This is a genomic window from Microcoleus sp. FACHB-SPT15 (assembly GCF_014849525.1).
GTDB lineage: Bacteria > Cyanobacteriota > Cyanobacteriia > Cyanobacteriales > Coleofasciculaceae > Symplocastrum > Symplocastrum torsivum.
In genome coordinates this window covers 1-17,468 of sequence record NZ_JACJNU010000063.1, presented here as the reverse complement: position 1 = coordinate 17,468, position 17,468 = coordinate 1, and the positions used below count along the sequence as shown (strand labels likewise).

General features: G+C 46.3%; 16 protein-coding genes. 14 read left to right on the top strand and 2 right to left on the bottom strand.

Annotated elements, in window-relative coordinates; genetic code table 11:
* Positions 1–233 precede the first annotated feature (233 nt).
* The 5 genes from H6F98_RS27000 (at position 234) to H6F98_RS26980 (ending at position 6,591) form a co-directional block, all read left to right on the top strand.
* Positions 234–1,382, top strand: a complete 1,149-nt coding sequence (locus H6F98_RS27000; protein ID WP_192221824.1) for a HEAT repeat domain-containing protein — start codon at positions 234–236, stop codon at positions 1,380–1,382.
* Positions 1,383–1,591: 209 nt separating this feature from the next.
* Entirely contained in the window at positions 1,592–2,689 is a 1,098-nt protein-coding gene (locus H6F98_RS26995) for a glycosyltransferase family 4 protein (protein ID WP_192221852.1), read from the top strand.
* A gap of 139 nt (positions 2,690–2,828) precedes the next feature.
* Positions 2,829–3,299 carry a tetratricopeptide repeat protein gene (locus H6F98_RS26990; protein ID WP_192221823.1) on the top strand — a complete coding sequence of 157 codons (471 nt, stop codon included), beginning with the start codon at positions 2,829–2,831 and terminating at the stop codon, positions 3,297–3,299.
* Between the two features lie 175 nt (positions 3,300–3,474).
* Positions 3,475–4,470, top strand: a complete 996-nt coding sequence (locus H6F98_RS26985) for an LD-carboxypeptidase (protein WP_192221822.1) — start codon at positions 3,475–3,477, stop codon at positions 4,468–4,470.
* Positions 4,471–4,680: 210 nt separating this feature from the next.
* Complete coding sequence (locus tag H6F98_RS26980; protein ID WP_192221821.1) at positions 4,681–6,591, top strand: ATP-binding protein; 1,911 nt, start codon at positions 4,681–4,683, stop codon at positions 6,589–6,591.
* Here H6F98_RS26980 and H6F98_RS26975 read toward each other — a convergent pair.
* Positions 6,572–7,087, bottom strand: a complete 516-nt coding sequence (locus H6F98_RS26975) for a hypothetical protein (RefSeq protein ID WP_192221820.1) — start codon at positions 7,085–7,087, stop codon at positions 6,572–6,574. The genes H6F98_RS26980 and H6F98_RS26975 overlap by 20 nt on opposite strands.
* Positions 7,088–7,817: 730 nt before the next feature.
* On the opposite strand from H6F98_RS26975, the gene H6F98_RS26970 reads away from it, so the two are divergent.
* The 9 genes from H6F98_RS26970 to H6F98_RS26930 all read left to right on the top strand — a co-directional run bounded on the left by H6F98_RS26970 (position 7,818) and on the right by H6F98_RS26930 (position 17,101).
* Positions 7,818–9,041 (top strand): NupC/NupG family nucleoside CNT transporter, encoded by a 1,224-nt coding sequence (locus H6F98_RS26970; protein WP_192221819.1) that lies wholly within the window; start codon positions 7,818–7,820, stop codon positions 9,039–9,041.
* A 68-nt stretch (positions 9,042–9,109) separates the two neighbouring features.
* Positions 9,110–10,459 (top strand): adenosine deaminase, encoded by a 1,350-nt coding sequence (locus H6F98_RS26965; RefSeq protein ID WP_192221818.1) that lies wholly within the window; start codon positions 9,110–9,112, stop codon positions 10,457–10,459.
* A gap of 24 nt (positions 10,460–10,483) precedes the next feature.
* Positions 10,484–10,639 carry a hypothetical protein gene (locus H6F98_RS26960; RefSeq protein WP_192221817.1) on the top strand — a complete coding sequence of 52 codons (156 nt, stop codon included), beginning with the start codon at positions 10,484–10,486 and terminating at the stop codon, positions 10,637–10,639.
* 312 nt (positions 10,640–10,951) lie between these two features.
* On the top strand, positions 10,952–11,449 hold the full coding sequence (locus tag H6F98_RS26955) for a DUF2231 domain-containing protein (protein ID WP_192221816.1): 498 nt from the start codon (positions 10,952–10,954) through the stop codon (positions 11,447–11,449).
* The gene (locus tag H6F98_RS26950; RefSeq protein WP_192221815.1) at positions 11,446–12,042 is read left to right on the top strand and encodes a DUF2231 domain-containing protein; all 597 of its coding nucleotides are present in this window, start codon (positions 11,446–11,448) and stop codon (positions 12,040–12,042) included. Before H6F98_RS26955 ends, H6F98_RS26950 begins: the two co-directional genes overlap by 4 nt.
* 88 nt (positions 12,043–12,130) lie before the next feature.
* Positions 12,131–13,129: a cytochrome c oxidase subunit II gene (locus H6F98_RS26945; RefSeq protein ID WP_192221814.1), complete on the top strand. Its 999-nt coding sequence runs from the start codon at positions 12,131–12,133 to the stop codon at positions 13,127–13,129.
* Between the two features lie 124 nt (positions 13,130–13,253).
* Positions 13,254–14,963 (top strand): cbb3-type cytochrome c oxidase subunit I, encoded by a 1,710-nt coding sequence (locus tag H6F98_RS26940; protein ID WP_192221813.1) that lies wholly within the window; start codon positions 13,254–13,256, stop codon positions 14,961–14,963.
* On the top strand, positions 14,960–15,589 hold the full coding sequence (locus H6F98_RS26935; protein WP_192221812.1) for a heme-copper oxidase subunit III: 630 nt from the start codon (positions 14,960–14,962) through the stop codon (positions 15,587–15,589). The genes H6F98_RS26940 and H6F98_RS26935 overlap by 4 nt, the downstream gene beginning before the upstream one ends.
* Before the next feature lie 9 nt (positions 15,590–15,598).
* Entirely contained in the window at positions 15,599–17,101 is a 1,503-nt protein-coding gene (locus H6F98_RS26930) for a GMC oxidoreductase (RefSeq protein WP_192221811.1), read from the top strand.
* A 100-nt stretch (positions 17,102–17,201) separates the two neighbouring features.
* Here the strand turns inward: H6F98_RS26930 and H6F98_RS26925 are convergent, their stop codons facing one another.
* Positions 17,202–17,390, bottom strand: coding sequence for a DUF3368 domain-containing protein (locus H6F98_RS26925; RefSeq protein WP_192221810.1), 189 nt, complete (start codon positions 17,388–17,390; stop codon positions 17,202–17,204).
* Positions 17,391–17,468 lie beyond the last annotated feature (78 nt).

Here is a 17,468-nt window from a genome sequence, read left to right as displayed (position 1 = left end):
ACAGGAAGTTTTGAAATCTCTTGGGTTGAAGGTCACCTTTGGTAGACTTTCTCTTTGTCCTACTACAAAGATTTCATGAAAACTCAGCTAGGCTAACAGAGCTTCAGCTAGAGAAACAACCCAATTGTCAAGGAATCGCACAGAAAACCGGATGCTGTTACGATTGTGGAGTCCAGATGCAATTCCCCGTCTGAGCAAAGCGGACGAGGGTAGTTGAAGTCTTTGGTTCTTCTATGATTCGCCATCGTTCCACTGCACTTCTAGCTGCCTGTGTTACTGGCTTGGGTCTGGTTTTGGGTACCAGTTGTAACCCAGGAGTAGCGCTAGCGATCGCTAATTCAGTAGTGAAGCAAGAGAGTGGGACACTCCCTACCGCAACGTCTGAACTAAATACCCCTAACGCCATCGGCTTAAGCGTTTGGAAGCATCCAAAAACCTCTCAAACTTCAAGCCCCACCCTCCTAAGAAACATAAGGCAGAAGGCAGAGGGCCCAAGGCAAGAGGGAAGTGTTTCTTTCGTCGGTAACAATCGGTACGCCGCTAGTTCGAGGCTTGCAATTGCACTCCCAGGCAACCTAAACAAGAGCCAACTGAAGTGGGTGCTAGTCTTAGTCGCTACGCTAGCGATCCTAGGAGTAGGAATTTTATTCTTGCTAAAGTGGTTGAACAACACGAAAAAAGCAGTAGAACAAAAATCCCTACCTAATCAAAACGACCTGACAGAACAGAATTCCACAGCAAACGACGTTCTCTCCCAACCGGATACCCTCAACCCAGAACATTACCCCAATGGTCACAACCATTCAGCCTTGATAGTTTCCTCGTCTAACGATTCCGAAATGTCCTCACCCCTTCATCTATCTGGTGATAACCTACCCGTTAAAAAAGACACATCTCTCTCCAAAATTGATATTGTTGATGAACTCATTGGAGATTTGCAAGAACCTGACCCACAGAAACGTCGCAAAGCCATTTGGGAATTAGCACAGCGGGGAGATTCGAGGGCAATACAGCCCCTAGTCGATTTAATGATCGATTCAGATTCTCAGCAGCGCAACTTAATCTTGGAAGCACTTTCGCAAATTGGTACCAAGACACTAAAACCGATGAATAGGGCACTCGCTATCTCGCTACAAGACGACAATGCCCAAGTGCGTAAGAATGCGATTCGGGACTTAACGCGAATCTATGAAGTCGTTGCCCAGACAACACAGATGTTGTACCACGCGGCTGATGACCCTAATCCAGAAGTTCGGGAAACAGCACGGTGGGCAATTGGTCAGTTAAGCCGGATTCGCACCCTATCCACACTTGATAACTTGCCGTCTTCGCAAAGTTCACTCAACTTACCAGAACATTACGACCAGGAACCACCACCTTAGTAGTTTACGTAGGGGGGCTGGGGTAGAGAAGTAGGCATTGTTTTATGCACCTCAGCTTAATCCCTGACTCTCCCCAACCCGGCTTAAAAAGAGAATTGAGTCAAAGTCCCCCAGGATTGGGGGATTTAGGGGGCAAGTCTGTAACTCCTGTAATCAGTTACACTCTCCTCATCCCCCTATTTCCCCACCTCCTCATCAGCTTTCTATTAATGGCGACTACATCACCTAATAAGTCCCTAAAACTGCTATTCGTCTCCAACCCGATTGGGCCGTTGGGTTCAGGATTGGGAGGCGGAGTCGAATTGACGTTGCGTAACATTGCAACCGAACTGCATCAGCGGGGTCATAGTATCAAAATTGTTGCCACTAAAGGCTCCACAGCTTGGGGAATGCCGCTAATTGAAATTGCTGGTGCGCCACAAATTAGCGCTCAAACACAAGGGCGTGATGCTCCGGTCATTATCCCAGCATCTTCTGTTTTGGCAAATTTGTGGGACTATGCACGGCAGGTGCAAAACGACCATGACCTGATTCTTAACTTCGCCTATGATTGGTTGCCGTTCTACCTAACGCCTTTTTTCACCTGTCCTGTTGCCCACCTAGTCAGCATGGGTTCCTTGACGGAGGCAATGGATCAGATTATTGAACAGGTCGCTACTCAGTTTCCTGGTACGATTGGTGTCCACAGTTATGCCCAAGCGGCAACGTTTGCTTTTGCTGACCGTTGTCGGTGCTTGGGAAATGGCATAGATTTATCGCTGTATGACTTCTGTGGCGAACCTGCCTCTTGGGTAGGATGGGTTGGTCGAATTGCACCGGAAAAGGGGCTGGAAGATGCGGTAGCTGCTTCTCAAATTACTGGAATTCCGATGAAAATTATGGGTTTTCTGGAAAATGAAGCCTACTGGCAACAGATTCTCCACGATTATCCCAACGCCCCAGTAGAGTATGAGGGATTTCTTTCAACAACTGAACTTCAACAACGTTTACGTCAGTGTCGATCGCTTTTGATGACACCTCGTTGGGTAGAAGCGTTTGGGAATGTGGCGATTGAAGCCCTAGCTTGTGGTGTGCCAGTAATTGCCTACCGTCGGGGTGGGCCGGCTGAAATTGTTGAGGATGGGAAAACAGGCTTTTTGGTAGAACCTGATTCTGTGGCAGGTTTAGTCGAGGCAATGGGACAACTCGATCAAATTGACCGTTATGTCTGTCGTCAACGAGTAGAAGCCCAATATTCTGCAAAAGCAATGGGCGATCGCATCGAACAGTGGTTTCTCGACATCTTGAGCGGTCGTCAGAGTTCCTGAAATATTGAAGTAGAAGCACAAGCCGCTTACTCTAACAACACTTTACGTCAAGCTCTTGCTAGAAGCGATCGCCTGAACAGGTACACAATAGATAAATGAGTGAGTTTATACAAAACTTTACATAGGATCGCCCATCCCAATGAACGAACCATCCATCAGTGCCTTACTAGAAGACCTAAAAAATCCTGACGAGAACGTTCGCCAGCAAGCAACCGCAGAACTTTGGCGCATCTGGTTCTATCAAAAGGGAAGATACGGAGTCGAACTGATTGAGCGCAGTCAGATGATGCTTGAAGCTGGCAATGTTACCCAAGCTGAAGCGTTACTCACAGAACTGATAAAAGACCAGCCTGACTTTGCAGAAGCGTGGAATCGACGTGCAGTGCTTTATTACACGCTTGGACAGTACGAAAAGTCAAGAGATGATTGCCAGGAAGTTATCAAACTCAATCCAGTTCATTTTGGGGCACTCCACGGTTTAGGGTTATGCCATGCGGCATTGGGAGACTACTCCGCTGCAATCCAAGCCTTTCAAAAAGCTCTCCTAATTCAACCCTATGCTTTAGCTAATCAAAAGTTGCTTCTGGAATGTACAGCGCGATTGAGCTGATGAAAGTACTGGCTAATATAGCCGAAAGTTGTCAGCTATCAGCTATCAGCTATCAGCTATCAGCTATCAGCTTCTTTGCTCTCCTTGCTCTATCTAGAAAATAAGGCTCCAGGGCAGAAAGCACAAAACCGCCCTAACTAATAACTAATAACTAATAACTAACAACTAACAACAAATGACCAATAGCTTGCATTGCCAGCTACCACCACCGCTAAAACCTGGAGATTTACTTCGGGTTGTTGCACCCAGTGGAGCGCTACGGGAGTTTGAGGCGTTTCAAAAAGGCTTAGAAATTTGGCGAGGCAGAGGCTATAAAGTCGAACTGCCAATTAATTGGGATGCTAGAGAAGGCTACCTTGCTGGTACAGATACTGAGCGTCGCCAGCAATTAGCAGACGCTTGGAAAGACCCGGAATGTCGAGGTATTCTCTGTAGTCGAGGTGGTTATGGTAGTGCCCGACTTCTGGAAGATTGGACATGGCATTCAGTAGCAAGAGACAATCGAGGCAATTCCCAATCTCCCAAGCTAGCGAGCGAGTCAAGCTCTCCAATCGAGAAGTGGCTGATTGGTTTTTCTGATATTACGGGTTTGCTATGGAGCCTTAGTCGGTCGGGTATCTCTGGGGTTCATGGCCCAGTCTTAACAACCTTGGCGGCCGAACCAGAATGGTCGCTTAACCGCTTGTTCGACTGTATAGAAGGGCGCTCCCTTGCTCCCCTTACAGGCGTTAGTTGGGGCAGTGGTAAGGTTAGTGGGAGACTGATGCCTGCAAATCTCACTGTCGCAACCCATCTACTAGGGACATTTGTACGACCCAACTTAGATGGGATTATCCTTGCCTTGGAAGATGTTACAGAAGCTCCCTATCGCATTGACCGAATGCTGACCCAGTGGCGTATGAGTGGGGCATTTCAAGGAGTACGCGGCATTGCATTGGGGCGATTTAGTCGTTGTGATCCACCCAAGGAAGTACCAAGCTGGACGGTAGAAGAAGTATTACATGATCGCCTTGGCGATTTAGGGATTCCGATTGTTAGTGATCTTCCCTTTGGTCATGAGGGAGCTAATGCCGCTCTTCCGGTTGGGCAGTGGGTTGAACTCGATGCTGACAACGCTACACTGAAGTGGAATACCAATCAGTTGGAGTATTCTTCTGTACTTGAAAGCTAAAGGAGTTTCACCGATAATAAATAGCAATCAATTTTAATAAGAATTACTATCTCAATACCTGATTGGGCAGCGAAAACACCCAGCGAGTGTTCTAATAGTGGCGTAAGTTCTGTAACTGCAAGGAGCGCCGTTTGCCAGGTGGGAAATACTCGATTTATTCTGTCAGGGCAGTATTAAAGTCAAAGAAGCGTTAGTTAAAAACAAGTTGCCATGCCGGGAACTGATCAGGAACATAGAGTCAGTAATCACAAGCCTGAACACCATCTATTACCCGAAAATAGCGAACAACAGAACATCGCTGCATTACAACAGGAATTGCTGCTGGCGTGGCAACGAGTATCTAGGCAGAAATTGCTCAATAAAATCATTCAGGCGATGCGGGGTACGCTGGTCTTGGATGAGATTTTACAAACAACAGTTAACCAGTTACAAGTTGCGCTCCAGGTCAGTCGCTGCCTGATTTACCGACCTGACGATCACAATCAAATGTCGGTTCGTTACACGTCAGAAGTAACAGAGCTAGGTGAGAATTTAACAGACCGCTACGGTTCTTTCTATCCTCACTACCACGAAACCCTATCTTTAGGCAAGCCTGTTGTTTTCTCGCAAATTGATGAGACGCTGCCTCCCGAAATTCTCTTAGAAGTCCAGAAGCGGGGAATTCGGGCGATGCTGATTGTGCCACTGATGTATCAGAACGCCTACATTGGGGGAATTAGCCTCGTGCAGTGTGATGACAATCGCGTAGCCGGAACGAGGTCAGGAGCCTCAGAGGAAGTTAGCCTAACAGCCGAGGAGGCAAGGATAGCAGGTTTTTTGCGCCTGAGTGAAGCCGATCTACTACATCAGCAGAGCCTACACGGTAGAGAATGGACAGCTTCAGATGTGGAATTTGTCGAGGCGATCGCAGATCACTGTGCGATCGCAATTTATCAAGCCGAACTTCATCAGCAGCTACAAGCTGAATTAGCAGAGCGCAAGCAAGTAGAGGAGGCACTGCGACAAAGTGAGGCACGCTACCGTGCGATCGTTGAAGATCAAACTGAACTCATTTGTCGGTTTAAACCCGATGGCACTGTGACTTTTGTTAATGATGCCTACTGCCGCTATTTCAACAAGCAGCGTTCTGAGCTTATTGGGCAAAAGTTTCTCCCAGCGATGCCCTCCGATGACCGAGAGTTAATTACCCAAAACTTTCGTTCTCTTTCTCAAGGGCACCCCATCAACACCTATGAACACCGAATTATTCTACCGAGTGGAGAGGTTCGCTGGCAGCAGTGGTCAGATCGAGCCTTATTTGATGAGCGAGGCAACTTCATTGAGTGTCAGGCAGTAGGACGAGACATCACCAAACTCAAGCAGGCAGAAGCTGACATTCGCATAGCATTGGAAAAAGAAAGAGAAGTCAACGAACTTCGTTCTGGCGTTGTGTCCTTGGTGTCTCATGAATTCCGCACACCGCTAACGATCATTCAATCTTCGGCTGAACTACTCGAGCACTATCACCATAAATTCTCTGAGCAAAAAAAACAAAGTCACTTTACACACATTAGAAATGCTGTGGAACGGATGACTCAGCTATTGGAAGATGTTCTAACCATCGGCAAAGCTGAAGCAGGAAAGCTCAAGTTCAAGCCTACCTCAATGGATTTACTAGCTTTCTGTGACCACATTGTAGAAAATCTACAAATGAGTGCAAGTTCTCTACACACGCTCAACTTTGCGATCGAGGGTGACTGTAGCGATGCCCAAATGGATGAAAAGCTATTGGCGCATATCCTCACTAATTTGCTCTCAAATGCGATTAAATATTCACCAAAAGGCGGAACCGTCGATTTTAACCTGATTTGCAGAGATGGACAGGCAATCTTCCTGGTTAAAGATCAGGGCATTGGTATTCCCCAAGAAGATATAGAGAAACTATTTGAGTCCTTCAGACGAGCTAGTAATGTTAGCAATATTCCTGGTACCGGACTAGGGCTTGCGATCGTGAAGAAATGTGTGGACTTACATGGGGGTGAAATTACTGTGCATAGTGAACTTGGAGTCGGCACAACGTTTACTGTAACTCTACCGTTGAACAATTACCCAGTTCCCACTCTCAAGAAAGATCTGAGTTAAACAAACACTGCAAAATTTCTCGGTCAAAGAGTACAACTTTTTGATGTTCTAAAAACTGTCCCTTGGAGAGGCATACAGCAGATTGACCCAATATTTCACTAAATAGAAGCTGCTGGAACATAAAATTATCGGTTAAAGACATGATGTGGCGGGCGCTAGCACACTCTCCTTGCCAGTTGAAGTCCACATTTAGCTTGACATGATGCAGATCATGAATGCATCGAAAAATCAGATTAACCTCTGGATCTAGCAGATCTGATTCATTAAATTGAGTGTTAATCAGCAAGTTTCCTTGGCTGACATCAGCCTGGATATCTTCTAAACACAACCTTGACCCTCTGAAATAAGGTTGGAAGTCAACATATTGAACGTTTACTCCTTGTAGTTCTACTTGCGCTAGGTTAATAATAAATTGATGAAAATCCCTAGCGAGCTGAGAAGGCACTTCATAAGCTGGAGCTTCAATGTAGTGTTTAGCAATCTTTTCAATGTTCATGAATGTCGTATAGTAGATGCTCAAGGTCTGCAAAAGATGTAAAAAGAGTAAATCCTTATAAAGCCATAAGGTTTAACACTAATTTTGGCTTTATGAGCCACAAAAAACGATGAGGAAATTACTTAAAGTTTCTGCAAAGCTTTTTGTAAAGATCAGGTAAATATACGGAATGCTTTAGGTTCGCAGCAGAAATTCTGAATATTAAGAAATTAACGTTAAATAAAGCCCAAAATTACGTTTAATCTTAGGCTTTATTTACATTTTTTTTAATCTGATTAAACCTTAGCCGAAGGTGTTTCCTCTTACCCATTTATCTGTCGGCTTTGAGCGACGGATGGGGGTGATGAATTTATTGAGAGGAGCAGTTTCCACCGCTGTGTCAGAGCTAGGTTTATTATTTTCCTCTGCCTAGAGTGATGAAAAAGCATTATGACTGCTGTTGAAAGTTTAAATTACGAAACAAGCACAATGCTTTATGCAAATCTTGACACTAGTTTAGAGGTGGCTTACAAGGTTGGGAGTGTAGCAATCATGAAATCATTAATCACTGGGAGCAATATGAGCCGACTATTCCAGGAGAGATAGCACACTCGAATTAAAGTAGTGAATCTTCTCTACTCAGGGATAGATATATACCCAAAAAAGCCTGATTTTGTAATCTCTTCCACGTTTTCCCCCTCATCATATTAAATAGAATCCGCTTTATTGTTGCTCAGCTCTAGGAGAATTCATGGAGCGCTTGATTTCAGCTTTAGGCTTAGTCGTTTTCATCGGCTTAGCCTACGCTTTCTCTGTCAATCGACGTGCTATACGTTGGCAACCTGTCTTGTGGGGCATTGCCTTGCAGTTGATTTTTGCGTTGTTAATCCTCAGGACAGCCCCAGGTTTTGCTGTGTTTAGCTTCTTAGGCGACGTGGTGGGTCAGTTCCTGAACTTCTCTGACGCAGGCGCATCGTTTGTCTTTGGCGAGAAGTTTGAAGAAAACTTTTTTGCCTTCAAAGTGCTGCCGACGATCATTTTTTTCTCCTCGTTCATCACGCTGCTTTACCACTACGGCATTTTGCAGCGGGTCGTGCAGGGAGTCGCTTGGGTAATGCTCAAAACTCTGAAGACATCAGGTTCTGAGTCCCTTTCCGCTGCTGCCAACATCTTTGTTGGTCAGACAGAGGCACCGTTGTTGATTAAGCCGTATGTTGGCTCGATGACGATGTCAGAGTTGCACGCTGTTATGACCGGAGGATTTGCGACAATTGCAGGTGGTGTGCTGGCTGCTTATGTTTCTTTTGGTGTGCCAGCACAACACTTGATTGCCGCTTCGGTCATGTCAGCACCTGCCGCCCTCGCGATCTCAAAATTGCTTTACCCGGAAACGGAGAAATCCCCAACGGCTGGCACAGTAACCGTGGAAGTCGAGCGAACCGCAGCAAACGGGATTGATGCGGTAGCAACAGGCGCGATCGAGGGGCTAAAACTTGTGGGTAACATTGCGGCGATGTTGATTGCCTTCTTAGCTTTAGTTGCCCTTGTCAACGCTGTTCTGGGATGGCTGGGGGGGCTGATTGGGTTGCCACAGCTATCTTTGGAGTTAATTTTTTCCTTTTTACTAGCTCCTGTAGCGTGGCTGATGGGAGTTCCTTGGGCAGATTGCGGTCAAGTTGGTGTGTTGTTAGGCAAAAAAACGATTCTTAATGAGTTTATTGCTTACTTAGACCTTAAAGAGCTAATTGAGGAATCCAAAGCAGGGACAAGTGAGTTTTCCGAACGAGCAATCATCATTGCCACCTATGCCCTCTGCGGTTTTTCCAACATTGGTTCAATTGGCATTCAAATTGGTGGTATTGGTGGTATTGCACCGGAGCGTCAGGCTGATTTAGCTCGCTTGGGTGTCAGGGCATTGTTGGGTGGATCACTTGCCTGTTTTATGACGGCTTGTATTGCTGGAATATTGTTGTAATAAACAAAAACTCATAAGCTTTTAGAATTTATTAGTGTCATTAAACTTGAGAGGATGGTTTTGACGTTTTGACTAGTTTCTTAGAATGGTTTGAACAACTCAAGAAGATTACGACAAAGGAACAACTTTACACCTTTTTGTTCAAGTTGCCTAAAGGAGGAGACCTTCACAATCATCTCGATGGTTCAATGTCTCCTGAATGGTGGTTTAAAGCTGCTACCGACCAAACAATGAATGGAGGAAAGAAATTTTTCACTCGCACGCAAAACCTGAATTGTCAGGATAATAATGAGCCATTTTTAGCATACAAAAACCTTCGTGAGCCTTCTTACAACCAACTTTCAGATTGTGTTAAATCAGAATACGAGCCGATAAGCACTTTAAACGAAGAACATAAAAGAAACTGGCTTTCTTCCCTAAAGCTTGATACTCCTGATAAAGGTTGTGATGAATTTTTTGAGTGCATCTTCCCTCGCCTACTTGATTTACGCCAAGACTTAGAACTTTTAACAGAGTCCCTAGTTGAAAACATGAGGCAACTTGGTGATGAAGGGGTTCGCTACCTAGAAACTATCATGAACCCATTTAGATTTCAGGATGTTAATGGTAACTTAATCAATTCAGAAACAGTTGCCTCTCACTTTCGTCAGCGCCTAAGTCAGCCGGATGCTTTAGCCACAGGTGTTACTGTTCGTTTCCAACTCTTTGTAATGCGTTTTGCCCCTGATGCAGAACAGCAAATTGAGGACGCTTATGCATTTGTTGCAGCACACCGAGATTTATGGGTAGGTGTTAATTTAGTTGGTCGTGAAGATAACGAGCAAGGGCAACCCCTACGCTTTCTCAATACCTTTCGGAAACTCCGTCGAACCTACAGTGGAATTCAGCTTTCAATTCATGCTGGTGAATCAGCAGAACCCAATAGTTATGTCCGTGACACTCTGTTGTTAGGCGCAACACGGATTGGTCATGGTATTAATCTAATTAGTGACCCAGAAACAATGCTGCTAATGAGAAATAGCAAGTATTTGGTTGAAATTAATTTAATTAGCAATCGCCTATTAGGGTATGTGCCAGATTTGAGTCTTCATCCTTTCCCAGAGTATCTACGCATTGGTATCCCCGTTTGCCTAAATACTGATGACAGAGGAATATGGGATTCAAATATGACAGATGAATATTACACAGCGGTTAGACTATTTAATCTTTCCTGGAATGAGATTGTTCAGCTAGGACACAATAGTTTGGAATACTCATTTGTTGAGTCGGAAGTAAAAGCTAAACTCTTGGCAGACTACCAAGTAGATATTGCTAAATTTGAGCAGAAATACTTGGCTGAAGATTGGGTAGAAAAATTGGAGGACGTGAAGCCAGTTTCTTCAGGTTATGCTGAAAAGAATTTTGGCATCAACTTTTAAGAGTACCAAACAAGAGAATGTGTCATGAGGGCGATCGCATTCTATCAACCGATCAAAAATGCGATCGCTTTTGAGCCACTAGATTCTCTGGTCGATGATATTTCTCATCGGACTTTTGGTTTGGCAACGATGGAGTTTGGAGTTCTGGAAAATGACCGAAAACGCCTGAAACCCTTGTAAACATTAGATCTATGCACGTTCAAGCTGAAAGGACTTCTCTATCCGGGTTTGAAGCCGTTTTTATCTAAGTCCCACTAATCAGCGGGGCATTGAACGCATTATCGGGGAGAGGCAGGAGGACGCTTCTCTCTTTGGATTGATTTTGTAAAACAAGAAATGAGGCTAACCTCCAAACAGGAACTCTTAAAACTCAGGAGTTATCGATCTATGTGTATTAGATCTTTATTAAATATCCTCTTAAGCAGTTGAATTGCCCAGATAATTCCTCAGTACTACCCTCATTTCACTGTCACTGGATTTTTCTGAAAACCTGTGTTTAAGTATCTTCCGCCTCTCAACGAGCATAACCTTCCTTATCCCGATACCATTCACCCGATCGTGGTGCATTTCGTGATTGCGATGGTGCTGTTTGCAGTGTTTTGCGATCTCCTTGGGTATTTCACAAAAAATTCCAAATTGTATGAAGTCAGTTGGTGGAACCTCGCGTTTGCAACGGTTTCGATCTTCATTTCAATTATCTTTGGACAGATTGAAGCTGGTCTAGCAGAACCTTACGCGGCATCGGTTTCAACGCTGAATGTCCATACAATTTTGGGCTGGTCGCTTTCGGGAATTCTGGCAATCGTTACTGCATGGCGCTATGTGATTCGGTTGCAGGAAAGACCACAGTTACCCATTCCTTACCTCGCAGTGAGTGTGCTGCTAGTTGGGCTAGTTTGTGTTCAAACCTACCTGGGTAGCTTACTCGTTTGGGTCTATGGCTTGCACACGATTCCTGTTGTAGATGCAATCAGAGAGGGCTTGTCATGAATCCAGACCTGCTGAAAGAGTGGGGAAGTTTGGGAATCAATGGGTTGCCCTACCCAATTCCTATCCATCCCAACCTGGTGCATCTAACACTAGGGTTATTTATCATAGCGATCGCCTTTGACATTGTAGGGGTGTTGTTTCCCCTCGACAAGGCAGCGTTTAAGTTTCTGGCGATTCCCGTTACTCGCTCATCGCTGTTTGATGTCGGTTGGTATAACCTGCTGGCATCTGCAATCATCACCTTTTTTACGGTCATGGCGGGTTTGTTTGAAGTTTCTTTGGCTGTACCGCTTGCGGATGTCACCAGCGCCTGGGGGCTTCATGCCCTGGAAACGATGATTCTACACGGCGTAGGAGGAGTACTCATTTTGACATTGATTGTGGGAATGACCGTTTGGCGAGGCTTTCAACGCTATCAGTGGCGCAAAGACATGGCAAGGCAGGTGCAGTGGAGTTATCTCGCTGCTGGTTTATTTGTTTTTGCTCTGATGTTTGTGCAGGGAACACTAGGCGCACATCTGGGTGCTGAGTTCGGCATTCACGTTACAGCCGATCAAATGCTGCACTTAGGCGAAAATCCTAATCAACTATAACGCAATGGGTAATGGGTAATGGGCAGCAGTAACCATTGCTCTCGCCTTCTGCCTTCTGCCTTGTTCTAAATTTAGTGCGATCGCTCTCATGCTCAAACTCCGTGCAATTCTAATAATGACGGTTTACGCCATCCTGGTTACGTTTGCTAGCTTTTGGATGGCGAAGCAATCCTATTCCTGGTTTCCGCCAGAAGCGGCAGCAGAAGCCAAGTTGCTGGATGATTTATTCAGTCTCTTCACTGGGTTAGGTACATTCATTTACTTAGGTGTGATGGGGCCTTTCCTCTACTCGTTGGTCTTTCATCGAGCCAGTAAGTATGACATGAGCGATGGACCTCCGATTGAAGGCAACCTCTGGCTGGAGATTGTCTGGACGGGAGTGCCATTGGTTTTAGTGTTAACGCTTTCCTTTGTTAGCTATCGTACTTACGAAAAAATGGCGGTGCGGGGTCCGATGGAACTGGTGCATTTGCATATGCCTCAGATGATGCAGTCTGCTTACGCTGAACCCTTTGATAGCACACCTCAGCAGGACATTCAGAATGCAGCCCAAATGGCTCCCGTTGAGCAAATTGATGTAACGGCTAAGCAATGGGCATGGGTTTTCCATTATCCAGAACGAGATGTGACCAGTACTGAGTTACATTTACCAGTCGATCGCCGCGTGCGGTTCACGTTGCGATCAGAGGATGTGTTGCATGGCTTTTACATTCCTGCCTTTCGCCTGAAGCAAGATGTCGTTCCCAATCGCGAAATCGATTTTGAACTGACTCCCGTAAAAGAAGGAACCTATCGCCTGCGCGATTCCATGTTTAGTGGCACTTACTTTGCTGCTAATCAAACGGATGTGGTGGTGCAATCACCGAGCGATTATCAACAGTGGTTAGCAGATGCGGCTGCTCAAACACCCAGTCCTGCTTTTAATCAAGCTGCCTACGAGTACAGCCAGAGTTCTGAGCCAGGAGCAGGTAACACCAAGGATAAGGTTGCTGTTCGCGGTTGGGAAACAATTCCACCTGCGCCACCACCTGTAGTGAACTATGCCCCTAAGCATGAACCGGATATAGCAGTCCTAAACCATTCGTGAAAGACAAGATCCCCGACTTCTTCAAGAAGTCGGGGATCTGATTTGTCCGCCTGCCTGATGTGGCTTGCTCTCATTTAGCGTTAGCGTAGCGTCCCGTAGGGAATCGCTCAAGGATTAGTAACTTATGACGAACATCTCGATTGATGCTCCAGAAGTCGTTCGCGGACAGCCGTACCCCGGTGCGCCCGACAACTGGAAGCGATTTTTTACCTTCAGCACCGATCATAAAGTCATCGGCATTCAATACATCGTCACGTCTTTTGTCTTTTTCCTGATTGGAGGCTTGTTGTCGATGGTGATGCGGGGTGAACTGATTACCCCCGATGCCGATCTGGTCGATCGCACAGTTTATAATGCGCTGTTCACGATGCATGGCTCGATCATGCTGTTTATGTGGACATTCCCCGTTTTAGTGGGACTGGGAAATTATCTAGTGCCGCTGATGATCGGGGCACGAGATATGGCATTTCCTCGCCTCAATGCGGTTTCGTTTTGGATGATTCCCGTAGTGGGAATTCTCATGCTTGCCAGTTTTCTAGTGCCGGGAGGCGCATCACAATCTGGATGGTGGGCATACCCCCCTGTAAGTTTGCAAAACCCAACCGGAAATCTGATTAACGGGCAAGTGTTGTGGATTTTGGCAGTGGCAATTTCGGGCGTGTCTTCGATCATGGGCGCGGTGAACTTTGTCACCACCATCTTCCGGATGCGGGCACCGGGAATGACTTGGTTTAAAACCCCTGCCTTTGTCTGGGCAGTGCTGGGGGCGCAGTTAATTCAACTGTATGGGCTGCCTGCACTAACTGGGGGGGCAGTCATGCTGTTGCTCGATATCACGATCGGCACCAGTTTTTTTGCACCAGAGCGAGGCGGCAATCCTATACTTTATCAACACTTTTTCTGGTTTTACTCCCATCCGGCGGTCTATGTGATGATTCTGCCAGCGTTTGGGATGTTTTCCGAAATTTTGCCCGTTCATGCCCGCAAACCCCTATTTGGATACCCTGTGATTGCGGCATCATCTATTTTGATTACGGTTGTCAGTGGTGTAGTGTGGGTGCATCATATGTTTGCCAGTGCCACTCCAGGTTGGATGCGGATACTCTTCATGGTGACATCTATGCTGGTTGCCATTCCTTCCGGTATTAAAGTATTTGGTTGGGTGGCAACGATTTGGGGTGGCAAGATTCGCTTCACCACGCCAATGCTATTTGCGCTGGGCGGCATTAGTAACTGGCTATTTGCTGGCATAACCGGAATTTTTCTGGCTTCTGTGCCGATCGATATTCACGTCAACAACACCTACTTTGTGGTCGGACATTTCCATTACGTGCTGTATGGTGCGATCGTCATGGGCATCTATGCCGGAATCTATCACTGGTTCCCCAAAATGACTGGACGCATGTATTACGAAGGGTTGGGCAAACTGCACTTTGCCTTGACTTACCTGGGAACGGCGTTAACCTTCCTACCCATGCACCCGGCTGGATTGATGGGAATGCCCCGTCGTGTCGCATCCTATGACCTAGAATTTGCCTACTGGAATGTCTTAGCGAGTCTTGGCGGGTTTCTGTTGGGGCTATCAACGCTACCCTTTATTCTCAACATGGTGAGTTCCTGGATTCGGGGCGACAAAGTGGGCAACAATCCCTGGCGGGCATACGGCTTAGAGTGGCTCACCTCTTCACCACCCACAGTAGAAAACTTTGAAGAAACGCCGATCGTGGTTTCGCGTCCCTACGGCTACGGTAGCAACGAACCATTGGTCGGAAACGTTCCTAACCCAGGCTTGACTGAATTTCCTGAATCTTTCACGCAGCAGCAACCATCATGACAGCAGAAAAGGCGAACCCCTCCGGGGAGCTACGCAACGCACAAGACGTTGAAGCTAACGTTCGACAGCACCAGGAGCATGACGAAGCAGGAAACAGCAAATTTGGCTTTATCGTGTTTCTGCTGTCGGAAAGTGTCATCTTCCTGAGCTTCTTTGCGGGTTACATTGTCTACAAAACCACCAGCCCGGACTGGTATCCACCAGGAGTTACTGGCTTGGAAACCAGAGAGCCACTGATTAATACAATCGTGCTGGTTTCCAGTAGTTTTGTCATTTATGTGGCTGAGCGTTATTTACACGATAAAAAACTGTGGGGCTTTCGCCTATTTCTATTAGCTACGATGGCGATGGGTAGCTATTTCCTATGGGGGCAAGCTGTGGAATGGCGTGGTTTACCATTTACCTATCAATCAGGTTTGTTCGGCGGCACGTTCTTTTTATTAACTGGATTTCATGGCTTGCATGTTCTCACCGGAATTCTGCTGCAAAGTTTGATGTTGGGGCGATCGTTTATTCCCGGTAACTACGACAACGGTTTCTTTGGTGTTGAAGCAACGTCTTTGTTCTGGCACTTTGTCGATGTCATTTGGATCGTGTTGTACACGCTCATTTATGTTTGGCAGTAGGAGACTCCCATGATCATTGACGACCAATACTATGACGTAATTATTGTTGGTACAGGTGCAGGCGGCGGAACACTGGCGCGAAAGCTGGCACCAACTGGTAAAAAGATTTTGCTGCTAGATCGGGGAGAACTGATCTATCGCGAAAGTTCCGAGTTAGTCGATACAGAAGTTTTTAAGAAAGAGCAATTTCACGCGCCTGAAACCTGGTATGACAATACAGGGGAGCCGTTTTCTCCGCAAACGTATTATGCGGTTGGTGGCAATACCAAAATCTGGAGTGGCGTTTTGCAGCGAATGCGCGAACGTGACTTTGAGCAAGTGCAGCATCAAAGTGGGCTTTCTCCCGCATGGCCACTAAAATATCAGGATTTTGAGCCTTACTACACAGAAGCCGAGAAGCTGTATCAAGTACACGGTAAAGCTGAAGATGACCCCACTGAACCGCCCCATAGCGAAGCCTATCCGTTTCCGGAAGTTGCCCATGAACCGATGGTGCAACGCATTGGTGACACCCTTTCTCAGCAGGGGTTGCATCCCGTTCATTTGCCGCTAGGTTTGGGCGATCAGGGTAGAACTGATGCAGAAGACACCGGAGTTACCCCAATCCTTAACAGCGAAAACGTGACGCTGAAAACTTCTGCTCAAGTCGTTTGTCTGCATACCAACCCATCGGGTTCAGAGATCAAGGCGGTTGAGGCAAAAATTGGGGAACAGTCCTATTTGTTTTTAGGCGATATTGTGGTGCTTGCCTGTGGTGCCGTGAATTCGGCGGCATTGCTGCTGCGATCTGTCAATGAAAAACACCCCAACGGGATTGCGAACGGCTCTAATCAGGTGGGGCGAAATTTGATGAAACAACTGCTTTCAGTTGTGGTGCAGTTAACTTCTAGCGCTAATTCTGCGTCATTTTCGCGCACACTGGGGCTAAATGATTTTTATTGGGGAGATAAGGATTTTCCCTATCCGATGGGTCATGTGCAAAACTCTGGCGGCATTTTTCAAGATGTCATTTTTGCAGAAGCTCCCCCTGTTTTATCAGCCTTGTCTAGACTTATGCCAAATTTTGGCTTGCGGCAGTTGGCAACCCATTCAATTGGCTGGTGGCTGAAAACGGAAGACTTGCCCCATCCCGACAATCGCGTTCGCTATGTGGGAGACAAACTGCGAATTGATTACACCGCGAATAATGTAGAAGCGCACGATCGCTTGGTATATCGTTGGGTTGATGTATTGAAAAGCGTTGAGCAGTCTCAGCCCAATGTATTTAACCGCACAACTCATCCTCGTAGTGATATGCCTGTACAGGTTGTTGCTCATCAGTGCGGCACCTGTCGGTTTGGAGAAGACCCGGCGACTTCTGTGTTGAATCTAAACTGTCGTGCCCACGAAGTGCATAATCTCTATGTCGTAGACAGCAGTTTTTTCCCATCTCATGCCAGTGTGAGTCCCGGCTTAACAGTGATTGCCAATGCTTTGCGGGTGGGCGATCGCTTAATTGAGCAGTTGAAGTAAGGCGTTCATTGCATCGAGTCTTGTTGGCTGGTTGCTGCGATCGCTTTTTGGATGGATGGGGGGAGAGTGCGATCGCTTCCTCTTTTCTGGGAGCCAAACCCTACTCTCCTGACAATCGCAGAACATCACTGATGATTTTGTCAGTCAACCACATACCTTTACTGCGAAGCATATTAATAACTGGTGCTACGGCTGAGAGATATCCTGACTGTTTGGCTTTTACCAATACACCAAGAGTGCCTGTGTATTTTAATCTGAAGTTCCCCTTTGACAAATCGCCATAACCCATGCTGTGACTGAAGTAAGGGCAAGAAATCCCCCGACTTTACTGGGTACAAAATACACTCACGCCCAGCAAATCAAAAGC